We start from the raw sequence: 13,244 nt of genomic DNA on the forward strand, positions 1-13,244 counted from the left end.
TGATTAAGCCGCATGACCCAGGTGGCACCACCGCCGCAGATCGAGACCACGCCCAGCCTCAGGCTGACGGCGTGCGTTCTGCTGGCCGGCAGCCTCCGCGCCTCGCCGCTCGCCGCCGCCGCGCGGTGCTCGGTGCTCGACCTATACCTGACGCCCTCCGAAACCGTGCTCGATGTCTGGATGCGTCACTTCGAGGCGATTGCCGCGGCCCTGGACCAGAAGCCCGTCGTCCACGTGATCTACGGCGCCGCTACGCCCGCGCCCCGCGTTCCCAAGCATTCCAACCGCCTCGAGTTCAAGCTCCAGGAGGACGCGCAGCAGTTCCGCGGCCCCGCCGGTGCCGTCCGCGACGCGTGCAGCTGCTACCCGCCTGATGCGACCGTCCTCGTTGTCGAGGCAGCCCGCTACGTGAGCGGCGACCTCACCCGCATGGTCGCCGAGCACCAGTCGAAGAACGCCGACATAACCGTCGCCTGCAACGAGGACAGCACGCCCGCCGGGCTCTTCCTCATCCGCTGCGCCACCCTCGAGCTTGTCCCCACGAAGGGCTTCACCGACCTCAAGGAGCAGTGGCTCAAGAAGGCCCTCGACAAGAGCCACAGCGTGCGCGTGCACCGACTGCGCGACGGCTACTCTTACGAACTCCGAACCCGCGAAGGGTTCCTTCACGCGGCGGCCGCGGCTGGCGGCCTGACCTCCACTTCAGTCCGTTCCTCAACAGATTCGGCGGTTGTTCCGGCTGACTCGCCGGACGTGGTGCATGCTGTAAGGGATGACGTGAGCATCGGAAACCGTGCCGTCATCGTTGATTCGGTAGTGATGCCGGGCGCGTCGATCGGAGAGGACGCCGTGGTTGCCCGCTCCATCCTGTGCCCCGGCGCACGGGTGAACGCGGGCGGGACGGTGGTTGAGGGTGTCGTGCCCGCAGGACAGACGCCAGGACGGGAGAGTGTCGGATGAACGCGGCGACGGCGTGGAAGTTCACTGACGGGGTCCTGCTATCGGCGCTACTCGCCCTGGCGGTCGCCGTTGGGTGGGCGCCTTGGAATGACGTGGCGTTCCTCGCCTGGAACGTCGAAGAGCAGTCGCACATCCTCCTGGGCCTGCCCGTGGCCCTGTGGCTGGGCTGGACGCGGCGCGACCGCCTCCGCTACGCACCGCCGCGGCGCACGCTCGTCGGCCCGCTCGTGTGCCTCGCCGGCTGGGGCATCTCGCGCTGGGGCTACCTCAACGGCACTGAGCTCGCCTGGCACGGCGGAGCGCTGCTCATCGTCTTCGGCGCGGTGCTCACGGTGGTCGGCTTCGCCTTCGTCCGCCAGTTTCTGCCCGCGTTCTGCGGCCTGATCTTCCTACTGCCGGTGCCCGGTCGCATCCGCCACATGATCGCCCTGCCGCTGCAGGAGATCTCCGCCCGCATCTCCGAGTTCTTCCTCATGCTCTTCAACGTGCCCGTCGAGCGGGCCGGCAACGTGCTCACGATCGCGGGCCATGAGGTTGCGATCGCCGAGGCGTGCAACGGCATGCGCATGGTCGCCGCCCTGGGCCTGGTCGCCTTCGCCTTCATCTACACCGTCCCGATGCGCTCCAGCGTGCGGATCCTGATCCTCTGCCTCAGCCCCCTGATCGCCCTGCTGGTGAACGTCATCCGCCTGGTGCCCACGGCCCTGCTCTACGGCTACGCCGACAAGTCCACCGCGGACATCTTCCACGACCTCAGCGGCTGGGGCGTGCTCGTCATCGCTCTCGGCATGCTCTGGGGCTTCCTGGGCCTGCTCCGCTGGATCGAGGTCCCGATCGCGCCTTACGCGGTGGCGGAGGAATAACCCATGGCCCTCAAGCGCAACGCATCCGGGCTCGGCCGCTTCGCACCCTACGCGTGCGCCGCCCTCCTTGCCGGTCTCTTCTTCGCCGGCGGCCTCAACGCCAGCACCCCGCACGGCGCCGAGGACTACATGGGGCGCGTCCGCAAGGTGATCGACACGATCCCCTACAAGGTCGGCCCCACCGTCGGCAACGACGTCGAGCCCACCAAGGCCGCGATCCTGCTGCTCTCACCCAACAAGCTCTTCCAGCGCCGCTACATCGACCCCGCCACCGGCTGGGGCATGTCGCTGCTCATCGTCCACTGCAAGGACGTGCGCGATATGACCGGCCACTACCCGCCCGTGTGCTACCCCGCCCACGGCTGGAAGCAGGTCTCCACCGAGCAATCACCGATCACCGTCAACGGCGAAGATTGGCAGGCGATGGTCTATCGCTTTTCCCGCTCGGCGGATATGTCCGAGCACCGCATGATTGTGCTGGACTTTTTCATCATTCCTGAGGGTGGGGGCACCATATTCGCAGACATGGCCGCGATGGACCGTGCCGCGCGGGCCAGCAAAGTGGGGGGCCTGGGCGTCGCTCAAGTGCAGATCGTGCTCGACGAGGACGCATCACCCCAATGGCGCGACGCGATGGTGAAGGAAACCCTCCACGCCATCGCTCCCGCCCTCAAGACAATCGGACAAGGGGTCCAAAGGTGAAAGACATTATTCCCAACGACTACGACAACTACTCCGGCGAGCCCCGCCGCCAGCACGAGAACCCCGTCATGATGCTGCACCGCCACCTGCGCGGTCGCTACGGGTGGGCCGCGCTCGTGGGCTTCCTCCTTGCCATCCCCCTCGCCATCACCGGCTACGTCGCCGTCAAGCCCACCTACACCAGCACCGGCATCATCCGCGTGGCCCCCACGATGGAGATGGTCCTGTACAACAACCTCGACGACGCCAAGGTCCCGGCGATGTTCGAGTCCATGGTGTCCACGCAGGCCGCCCTCCTCCAGAGCCGGCGCGTGCTCGACATGGCCATGCAGGACGAGAAGCTCCGCACCGCGGGCTGGCCCGAGGCCCCCGAGGGCCTTGCCCTGCTCCAGAAGAACCTGGAGGTCTCCAACCGGCGCGCGCTGGAGCTCATCACCGCAACGGTGAAGCACCCCAACCCAGAGCTCGCCCAGAAGGCCGTCAACGCGATCCTCGAGTCCTACCTCACCGTCTACGAGGAGAACCAGTCGGTCACCACCAGCGACAAGGAGCGCAAGATCCAGGAGCGGCGCGACAACCTCTCCCGTGAGATCGACCTCTACGCCGGCGAGATCAGCGAGTGGTCCAAGAAGTACGCCACCGACGACGTTGAGGGCCTGCACGCCGAGAAGATCATCGAGATCGACAGGCTCAGCCAGGACATCAAGTCCATGGAGATCGCTCTCGCAAACCGCGCCAAGGGTGAGAACGGCGAAGCCCCCGCCGTCACCGAGGACCTCAAGGACAGCATCGAAGTCCTCGCCCAGGAGGACCCCATCCTCACCCGCTGGCTCGAGGATGAGCGCGGCCTCCAGGCCAGCATGGCCGCCCTGCTCCGCAAGGTGACCAAGGACCACCGCGACTACAAGGCGCTCGAGGACCGGCTCGAGGGCGTCCGCGCCCAGATCCAGGCCCGCGCCGAGGAGCTCCGCCGCGTCCCCCGCGTGAACGAGGCGCCCAAGGCCTCACTGATCGCCACCATGACGACCGAGCAGCTCCAGACCCGCATCGACCAGTACAAGAGCCTCATCAGGCAGAAGACCGCCGAGGCCAACGACCTCCAGACCACCAAGCTCGCGATCGCCGAGCGCAAGGAGCGCATCGCCGACCGCAAGAAGGAGCGTGACCAGGTCAGCCAGACGCTCGAGCAGATCCGCTTCGAGAGCCGCGCCTACCAGATGGGCCGCGTCTCCGTCCTCCAGCGCGGCGACCGCCCCGTCGAGCCCTACACCGACCGTCGCGCCGCCCTCGCGGGCATCGGCGCCTTCGCCGGCCTGGGCCTGGGTGGCTTCATCGTCCTCCTCGTTGGCCTGGCCAAGGGCGGCTACCGCTACATCGACGACATCGAGCGCACCGAGGGCGGCGCCGTGCCCCTCCTGGGGACCGTCCCCGACCTCAGCGACGGCGGCATCGAGCAGGAGCAGATGGCCGCGCTCAGCGTCCACCACCTCCGCAACATGCTCCAGCTCCAGTTCGAGGGAACACCCGGCGGCAAGGTCTACACCATCACCAGCTCCTCCTCGGGCGACGGCAAGACCAGCCTCGCCATCGCGCTCGCCATGTCCTTCGCCGCTACCGGCCGCAAGACCATCATCGTGGACACCGACCTCGTCGGCCGCGGCCTCACGCGCCAGCTCGAGCTCCAGGGCCAGACGGGCCTCTGCGAGGCCCTCAACCACGACAAGCTCAACGGCGAGGTCAAGGAGACCAAGGTCCACGGCATGTGGGCCCTCCCCAGCGGCGTGCTCGGCAACTTCGTGCCCGAGCACCTCTCCAGCAACATGATGAAGGGGCTCATCAAGAAGCTCCGCGACCAGTACGACGCCGTCATCCTCGACACCGGCCCCATCCTGGGCAGCCTCGAGGCCAACGTCGTCGCCCCCGCGTCCGACGGCTGCGTGCTGGTCGTCTCCCGCGGCCAGAACGCCAAGACCGTCCGCGCTTCCATCGCGCGTCTCCGCCGTCTCGGCGCCACCTGCTCGGGCCTCATCTTCAACCGCGCCGGCGCCCGCGACTTCAGCCGTAGCGTCAGCACCGCGTCGGTGTCCGCACGCTCCATCCAGGCCAATTCCGCCGCGGCCCGCACCACCGGCACCGCCGGTCGCGCCGCCCTCCTCCGCGCCCTCGAGGCACCCAGCAACGAGCCCAGCCACTCATAAGCCGTGATCACCGTCGCTCCCAAACCCGTGTCAGCCACCGCCGGCAAGCCAGGCCAGCGCGCCGACACCGCCCCGCTGGGGCGCGTGTGGGGCCTCACGCCCGCCGAGCTCCACGACCGCTACTGGGCGTCCAAGCGCATCCAGGTCGTGCGCCTGGGGGGCGGCTCCTACGCCCCCAAGGGCCCGGGCATGTACCTGCTCATCGAGCCCAGCCAGCTCGTGATCTTTGACCTCAAGCAGGTGATGAAGCCCTTCAACGCCGTGCACCCACGGGCCGCCCGCGTCCGCATCCGCGACGAGGCCGACCAGTCCTACACCGAGACCGTCCTGGCCGACAAGGACGATCGCTTCATCGCCATCCGCCGCAACTACCGCGCCCGCACCCACTCCACCGCCCGCGTGTGGATGACCCCCGACCCCACGCTTGCCAGCATCTGGGCGAGCGCCGTCACCCTGCAGCAGGCCCGCAAAGACATCAAGAAAGCGTGCGGCCCCCGCCGCATGATTTCCGTCACCGGCTCCGGGCGTGTCTTCGGCGTCAGCAAGGAAGCGGTCGCCTGCACCCACGTCCTCATGCAGCGCTGGAAGGCCCCCAGCGGCCTCATCGACGACATCTACGAGTACCAGCCCGGCGTCTGGCTGCACGAGGACACCGACGTCCCCGCCGGCGTGCGCTTTGTCGCCCCCGTCTGGGGCGGCGCCGGCCTGAAGCTCACCCCCGGCCAGGTCTACATCGGCCCCCATGCGGTCGGCGACGCCCCCGGCGCCCACAAGCCTGTCGGCGACATCAAGTGGGAAGACCTTGAGATCCCCGCCTACCGCCTGCTCCCACAGGTGCCGCGCCGCCGCATCGGACGCGTCTTCAAGCGCGCCTTCGACATCGTGTTCAGCCTGCTCGTGCTCATCGCCACCGCCCCGCTCTACCCCCTCATCATCTTCGCCATCTGGCTCGAGGACGGTTGGCCCCCCTTCTTCGCCCACACCCGCCAGACCATCCACGGCCGCTCGTTCCCCTGCTTCAAGTTCCGCACGATGTTCCGCAATGCCGAGCACCTCAAGGCCCGGCTGGTCGGCGCCAACGTGTGCGACGGCCCGCAGTTCTACATCGCCGACGACCCGCGCGTCCTCAAGGTCGGCAAGTTCCTCCGCAAGTACCAGCTCGACGAAATCCCCCAGTTCTGGAACGTCCTCCTCGGCCACATGAGCGTGGTGGGCCCGCGCCCCTCCCCCGACAAGGAGAACCAGTTCTGCCCCGCGTGGCGCGAGGCCCGCCTCAGCGTGCGCCCGGGCATCACCGGGCTCTGGCAGGTCCGCCGCACGCGCGAGCCGCAGACCGACTTCCAGGAGTGGATCCGTTACGATCTCGAATACGTCCAGCACGCGAGCTGGAAGCTCGATCTCTGGATCATCATGCTCACGATCAGAAAAGTGCTCGGAGGGTGAGGAATATGTCTCGAAGGAAGCAGAAGCGCATCACGCTGCTGGTGGGCGTGCCGGTCGTGCTCGCCGTCGCCGTAGGAAGCGCCTACGCGTTCAAGGAAGTCCACCGCAACCGCAAGATGGACGTCTCCCTGCGCGAGGGCACCGCCGCCTATGAGGCCGGCGACTACCCCGGCACGATGGACAAGCTGGGCTACTACATCAGCCAGAACCGCAAGGACCCCAAGGCCCTGCTGATGATCGCCAACGCCCGCAAGAGCGTGCCGCTGGAGAACCGCCGTCATATCGCCGAGGCGATCCCCTACGCCAAGCTCGCCAGCGAGGCGGCGCCTGACGACGTCGCCGCCCTCGAACTCCTGCTCGACCTCTACTCCCAGGCCAACTACCGCACCGAGGCGCTCCAGACCGCCGACCGACTCCTCAAGATCACGCCTGCGCACAACGAGGCCCTCCGTGTCAAGGCGTTCCTCCTGGCCAGCACCGGCAAGTGGCCCGAGGCCATCGAGGTCGCCAAGAAGCGCGCCGCCGCCTACCCCGACGACGTCGACGCCAACAAGGACCTCGTCGGCATGATGGCCTCGGGCAACGTCAGCAAGGACGAGATCGCCGCCTTCGCCGACTCTCTCGCGGCTGGCAAGCCCGACGAGCCCCGCTACGTCGTCATGCAGGCAGCCGTCTACGCCCACAAGAATGAGAACGCCAAGGCCGTCATCCTCGCCAAGAAGGCGGCGGCGATGCCCATGACTTCCCCCCGCGCGGCGGAAGAGGTCCTCGCCCTCCTCGACCTCTTCAGCAACATCGACTCGACCCTCCACCCGCTCGGAGACGAGCTCCTCCAGCGCGAGCTCCAGTGCAAGTTCTCGCAGGACATCGCCGTCGTCGCCGCCCAGCGCTCCTGGAAGCACGGCAACACCACGGCCGCCCTCCAGTCCATTGCCAAGGCCTGCGACCCCACCAACCTCAAGGCCGCCAAGGACAACGCCCTCGGCTGGGCCGCGTACTTCCAGCTCGTCAGCGGCAAGAAGCTCGACAGCGCCGAAGTCGCCCCGCTCACGGCCGAGCTCAAGGCCCGCAGCACCAAGGAAGCCCTCTACTGGGGCGAGATCCTCGAGGCTCAGTCTCTCGTCACCGCCGGCAAGCCCCAGGACGCGCGCCCGCACCTGGTCGCCGCCCGCGGCTACGCACCCCAGAGCGACCTCGCCGAGTTCATCGAGGGCGACGTTGACCAACGCGTCGGCGAGTGGCGCCAGGCCGCGGCCCGCCTCAAGCTCCTCGTCCGGGATCAGCCGACGTGGCGCGTCGCCCGCGTCACGCTCGTCAACATCCTGCTGATGAACGGCGACGTCAACCAGGCGGTTGCCGAGGCCGAGGGAGCAATCAAGGCCCGCCAGGGTCCCGCCGAGTACACCATGCTCGCCCGCGCTTACACCCGTCTGGTCGAAGGAGACCAGGGCAGCACCGACAAGATCGAGCGCATCACCCGTTTCGCCGACCAGATCGTCGCCAGCGATTCCAAGGACCTCGAGCTCAAGGCCCTCGCCGCCCGCATTTACCTCGCCGTCAACCGCCAGGGCGAGGCCGAGACCATTGTGCGCTCGCTGCTCGAAGCCAGCCCACCGCCCGAATCCTCCGTCCTCTCCGCACTCTCCGCCGCGCTCCGTCGGCGCAATCCAGCGCTGAGCGAGCAGGTGCTCGCCCGCGCCGCCGCCGACGCCGAGACCCCCGAGCTCGCCCTCCAATCGGCCCTCCAACTCGCCGACAACGGCCAGCGCGAACAGGGCCGCGCCCTCCTCGAGCGCTCCATCCAGCGCAACAAGGGCTCGCGCGAGGTCGAGTACACCGTCCGCCTGGCGATGTACCTGGACTACCTCAACGACCCCGGCGCCCTCGCCCTCTACACCCGCCTCGCCGACGAAAACCCCAGCACCGCGTGGGTGCAGGCGGCGCTGCTCGATTCCCAGTGCGCCTGGAAGGATGAGCAGACCGTCACCACCGCCATCGAGCGCCTCCGCAACGTCACCGGCAAGGGCGGCAGCGGCTGGAAGCTCCAGGAGGCCCGCCGCCTCCTCACCTTCAACCCCAGCCAGCAGCGCGCGTCGCAGGTGGTGCAGCTCGTTGCCGAGGTCCTCAAGACCGACCCGCGCAACCTCATGGGCCTCGCCCTCTACGCAGAAGCCCAGATCCTGCTCGGCGACCGCAACAGCGCCATCGAGCTGCTCGCCCAGGCCGTCGACGCCGACGCCGACCGCCCCATGTTCTACCCGCGCCTGGTCGAGCTGCTCCAGCAGTCCGGCCGCACCGAGGAGGCCGCCCGCCGGCTGCTCGCCTTCACCAAGGTCCCGCGCCTCACGCCCGAGATGATCCGCCGCCGCGCCCGCCTGCTCTCGGCACAGGGCATGTGGGACCACGCCCTGGCCGACTACTCGCAGCTCATCAAGAGCGGCAGCGTTGAGGACAGGTACTCCTACGCCGCCGTGCTCTACCGCAAGGGCGACGTGAACGCCGCCCGCGCCGTGCTCGATGAGCTCGCCGCCGCCAAGGACCTCTCCGAGCTCGTGGTCATCCAGATCGCCGACTTCTACGCCAGCCAGGGCGACTTCGACAAGGGCCGCCAGGTCCTCGAGCAGAAGCTCCCCGCCACTTCCAACGCCAACCGCTCCCTTATCCTCGCCACCTTCTTCGACCGCCACAAGCACCCCGAGCTTGCGGAGCAGCAGTACATCGAGCAGGCCAAGGACAACAAGGCCGAGTCCGTCGCCGAGCTCGCCGCCTTCTACTTCAAGCAGCGCCGCCTTGCCGACGCCCAGAAGGCCCTCGACCGCGGCCTTGCCATCGACGCCAACAACCCCCGCCTCCGCCAGATCAAGGGCTTCATGGCGCTGGGCCAGGGCGAAGGCGCCAACAACGCCCAGGTCATGGCCGAGATCGTCGACGCGATGAACAACGCCAACGCCGACCCCGCGCTCCGCCGCCTCGCGCAGGCTATCCAGGAGTTCGAGCAGGACCCACGCCAGGTCGCCGAGTGGGTTGCGAAGCTTGAAGCCCTCACGCGCGACCACCCCGCCTTCTTTCCCGGCTGGCGCTTCCTGGTGCAGGCCCGCATGCAGCGAGGCCAGGTCCGCGAAGCCGTCGACGCCTCCCGCGCCGCCCTCAAAGCCATGCCCATCGACCCGCGCCCGGCGCAACTCGCGACCGAAGTCCTCGTTGAGGCACGAATGCTCGACGAGGCCCTCGTCACCGCCGACGCCTGGGGCCAGCGCCTCGGAGCCGAGTCCTACGAGCCCGACATGGTCCGCGGCGCCATCCTCGCCATGCTCGGCCGCTACCCCGAAGCGCTCCAGAAGATGGACCGCTGGCGCAACCGCATCATCAGCGAAGCGGACAAAAACCCCGGCCCGCTCGGCCAGTACGCCGAGGTGCTCGCCGCCGTTGGGCGCGAGGCGGACGCCAAGTCCCTCATCTGGCCCCGTATCGACACCGGCGAGGCGTGGGCGCTCACCGCTCTCCGAGTGGCCGAGAAGCTCGAGGGCAAGCAGCAGACCGAGTGGCTCGGACGCATCGAGCCCATCCTCCTTACGCAGAACACGACCCGCGTCGAGCTCGGGCGCGTCCTCTACTCCGCCGGCAGCAAGCGCTCGGACAAAGCCGCGTTCGCCAAGGCCGTCGAGGTCATGCGTCCCGCCCTCGACGACACCCGCACCCGGACGCCCGCGGCCCTCTACTCAGCCGGCTGCGAGGAGGGCCGGGGCAACCGCGCCGAGGCCATCCGCCTCTACCGCGTCGCCATGGAGCAGCTGCCCAACGACCCGCCCCTGCTCAACAACCTCGCCTACCTGCTGTGCGACAGCCCGGACACAGTCGGCGAGGCCGTGAAACTCTCTGCCCGCGCCGTCGAGCTCTCTGAACGCTCGGTCGCCGGCCCGCAGCTCCGAAAGGCCTTCCTCGAAACGCACGGCGTCTGCCTCCTCCGCGCCAACCAGGCGAAGGACGCCGAGTCCGCCTTCCGTAAGGCCATCGACCTCGACCCCAGCGGTATCGAAGCCGGCGTCGGCCTTGCCGAAGCGCTCGTGGCCCAGGAGCGCGGGACCGAGGCCCGCCCGATCCTCGACCGCATCGAGTCCTCGCCCAACAAGCCGACTGACGCCAAGGTTCTAGAGCGCATCAAGGCGCTCCGTGCCAAGCTCGGCTGAGTTCCAGGGAACCCTGCCCCGCCCGCCACAAGCCCGGCCCGCGCCGGGCTTTTTCGTACGCACACCGCGCCCCGTGGTTATCAGACTCGCCCGCACGCCCGGAAGCGTCTGAATAACGGACATCTTGTCGCCGCAATCCACTTCCGAACACGTTGCCGCTTCCATACTTGCGCCCGCGGCGTATATTCCCGGCAGCGGGTTTCCACCCGCTTTCGGTCTGTTTGACGAGAGCTTGGAAGAGAGGCCGCAGATATGAAGACGTCGTTCCTGGTCGGGCTCGCCGCCCTTTCGGCGAGTGTCGCGCTGTCCCCCGCGTTCGCGGGCACCGTGGTCATCGAGCAGCTCGGCGGCGGCATCACGCTCCGCTCAGGCGACCTCAGCGCCACCGTCTTCGGCGCCGGGCAGCCAGGCTGGTCCAACACCTCCCTCGCCAGCGTGCACGCCGCCCTCAACGCCGACGGCATCATCACTGACAACAAGGTCACGACGCTCCTGGCTGACACCGACCACGGCCTTGCCCTCCTGATCCTTATCGATCACGAGACGAACCCCACCCAGCAGTCCCCAGACGCCGCCATCCACATGGCCAGCTTCGGCCACGGCCAGAACATGGCCTACATCAACAACATCGCCTCCTCCGTGATGATCACCCCCAACTCGATCTCCTCGCGCCTGGCCGTCGCCGACTTTAACTGGGACAGCCACGCCGCCGGCGACGGTTTCGGCTGGGCCAACCTTGTGGAGGGAAACGCCCTCAGTTTCCACTTTGACAAGATCGCCGGCACCACGCTCGGCCTCGATGATCCCAACACCTTCCAGTTCGTCACCTATAACGGCAACTCCTGGGAACTCGTCCCCATCACGCCCCAGCAGGGCTCCTTCACAGACGCCGGCCAGTTCGGCTACGGCGCCCGCGTGATCCCGCTGCCCGGCGCTGCCGCGATGGCCGGCGTTTCCCTCGCCGGCGTCGGCCTGATTCGCCGCCGCCGCTGATCTCGTCTGCCCACAACCCGTTTCGTGCCTCCGTCTGTTCAAGGAGAGAGTGAGATGTTCCGTTCGGCCCTTTGCCTCGCCGCCGCGACCTGCCTGGCTTCCGCCGCCAGCGCGGGCGTGATCCACGTGTCCGGGATCGGCGGCGGTTTCGACATGGTCTCCGGCTCCGCGCCCGCCTTCGGCGCCGGTCCGTCCCTGGCCCCCGGTGCCCTCGCCGCGCTCCACGCGCAGCTCAACGCCGACGGCATCACCACCGACGGCCGGATCACGTTCGCCGCCGTGGACACCGACTCCGGCCTCGCAATGGTCGCACTGATCGACAGCCTCATCGCCCCAGTCGGCGGCCCCTCGGCCTCGGGCATCCACTTCAACGGCGTGAGCGATGCCCTCTCCCTGGGCCTCTCCACCGACCCCATCATGGTGTTCCCCAGCGGCCCTACCCGCATCGCCTTCGGCGACTTTGCGTGGGACGCCTCCGGCGGCGGCGACGGCTTCGCCTGGTCCAACCTCCGCCAGGGCACTGCCCTCACGTGGCGTTTCCAGAAGACCGGCCCCATGGGCCTGGTCGAGCCTTCCACGTTCCAGTACGTCACCCGTTCCGGTGACCAGTGGCAGCTCGTCAGCGTCGCCGGCGACCAGTCCGCCTTCAGTCAGAGCGGCGAGTTCGCCTTCGGGGCGACCGTCACCGTGGTCCCCTCCCCCGCCGGCCCTGCCGTGCTCGCCCTGGCCGGCCTGTTGGCGATCCGCCGCAAGCGCCGCTAAGCCCTTCCCCAGAACCCGTTTCCGAGGGGCTCGCCGCAGGGCGGGCCCTTTTTTTTCATCCCAGCCCGGCGGGGGCCCGGTTTGTATGTGAAACTAGGACGTACTTCCGGCCAGTTGGGGCCGGGAACTGTTCCACCCGCCTGATCCGCCGCCCCGGCGCGGCATCGGCGGACACCATTGGCCGATATTCAGACTGGGCCGCCGCTCAACCCGCGGCGTACGTCGGAGGGAGTTCACTTCATGAAGGGCATCATCCTCGCCGGTGGTCTGGGCTCGCGTCTGCGCCCCCTCACCTTCGTCACCAACAAGCACCTCCTCCCGGTCTACGACCGGCCCATGATCTACTACCCCATCCAGTGCCTGCTCAACGCGGGCATCCGTGACATCCTCATCGTCACCGGCGGCGAGCACGCGGGCGACTTCCTCAAGCTCCTCAAGAACGGCAAGCACCTGGGCTGCCGCCACCTCGAGTACACCTACCAGGAGGGCGAGGGCGGCATCGCCGACGCCCTCAAGCTCGCCGAGGACTTCGCCGACGGCGACAAGGTCTGCGTCGTGCTGGGCGACAACATCATCGAGGGCAACATCAAGCGCGCCGCCGGCGACTTCTTCACCCAGCCCTCCGGCGCCAAGATCCTCCTCAAGGAAGTCCCCGACCCCGAGCGCTTCGGCGTCTGCCGCTTCGAGGGCGAGCCCGGCGTCGGCCGCATCGCCGAGATTATCGAGAAGCCCAAGAAGGCTCCCAGCAACTTCGCCGTCACCGGCATCTACTTCTACGACAACACCGTCTTCGACATCTGCAAGACCCTCAAGCCCTCCGGCCGCGGCGAGCTCGAGATCACCGACGTGAACAACGAATACATCGACCGCGGGCTGATGGAGCACGACGTCATCTCGGGGTGGTGGGGCGACGCCGGCGAGTCGATCGATTCCTACCATCAGGCCTTCGACTTCGTGGCCGAGCACGGCGCCAATCGCGTCCGGGACCGGGTCTGAGCCGTGCGCGTCCTGGTCACCGGCGGCGCCGGCTTCATTGGCTCGGCCTTCGTCCACAACCTCCTGAGGTCAGACCCGCGGGCCGAGATCACCGTCCTCGACAAGCTCACCTACGCGGGCAACCTGGACAATCTGCTCCC

At 68.2% G+C, this 13,244-nt stretch carries 10 protein-coding genes; all 10 read left to right on the forward strand.

Annotation, left to right across the window (positions count from 1 at the left end; all coding sequences use genetic code 11):
• Positions 1–12: 12 nt before the first annotated feature.
• Complete coding sequence (locus VD997_04425; protein HYE61221.1) at positions 13–960, forward strand: hypothetical protein; 948 nt, start codon at positions 13–15, stop codon at positions 958–960.
• Positions 957–1,823 carry an exosortase/archaeosortase family protein gene (locus VD997_04430; GenBank protein ID HYE61222.1) on the forward strand — a complete coding sequence of 289 codons (867 nt, stop codon included), beginning with the start codon at positions 957–959 and terminating at the stop codon, positions 1,821–1,823. Before VD997_04425 ends, VD997_04430 begins: the two co-directional genes overlap by 4 nt.
• Positions 1,824–1,826: 3 nt before the next feature.
• On the forward strand, positions 1,827–2,525 hold the full coding sequence (locus VD997_04435; protein ID HYE61223.1) for an exosortase-associated EpsI family protein: 699 nt from the start codon (positions 1,827–1,829) through the stop codon (positions 2,523–2,525).
• Positions 2,522–4,723, forward strand: coding sequence for an AAA family ATPase (locus VD997_04440; protein ID HYE61224.1), 2,202 nt, complete (start codon positions 2,522–2,524; stop codon positions 4,721–4,723). The genes VD997_04435 and VD997_04440 overlap by 4 nt, the downstream gene beginning before the upstream one ends.
• A 3-nt stretch (positions 4,724–4,726) precedes the next feature.
• A complete protein-coding gene (locus tag VD997_04445) occupies positions 4,727–6,166 on the forward strand; it encodes a sugar transferase (protein HYE61225.1) in 1,440 nt (479 codons plus the stop codon).
• A gap of 5 nt (positions 6,167–6,171) precedes the next feature.
• Positions 6,172–10,353 (forward strand): tetratricopeptide repeat protein, encoded by a 4,182-nt coding sequence (locus tag VD997_04450; GenBank protein HYE61226.1) that lies wholly within the window; start codon positions 6,172–6,174, stop codon positions 10,351–10,353.
• Between the two features lie 252 nt (positions 10,354–10,605).
• A complete protein-coding gene (locus tag VD997_04455; protein ID HYE61227.1) occupies positions 10,606–11,346 on the forward strand; it encodes a hypothetical protein in 741 nt (246 codons plus the stop codon).
• A 54-nt stretch (positions 11,347–11,400) separates the two neighbouring features.
• A complete protein-coding gene (locus VD997_04460; protein HYE61228.1) occupies positions 11,401–12,108 on the forward strand; it encodes a hypothetical protein in 708 nt (235 codons plus the stop codon).
• A 240-nt stretch (positions 12,109–12,348) separates the two neighbouring features.
• Positions 12,349–13,104: a sugar phosphate nucleotidyltransferase gene (locus tag VD997_04465; GenBank protein ID HYE61229.1), complete on the forward strand. Its 756-nt coding sequence runs from the start codon at positions 12,349–12,351 to the stop codon at positions 13,102–13,104.
• A gap of 3 nt (positions 13,105–13,107) precedes the next feature.
• Positions 13,108–13,244: NAD-dependent epimerase/dehydratase family protein (locus tag VD997_04470; protein HYE61230.1), on the forward strand; the 137-nt coding region annotated here is incomplete at its 3' end.

Source organism: Phycisphaerales bacterium (assembly GCA_035627955.1).
Lineage (GTDB): Bacteria > Planctomycetota > Phycisphaerae > Phycisphaerales > UBA1924 > JAEYTB01.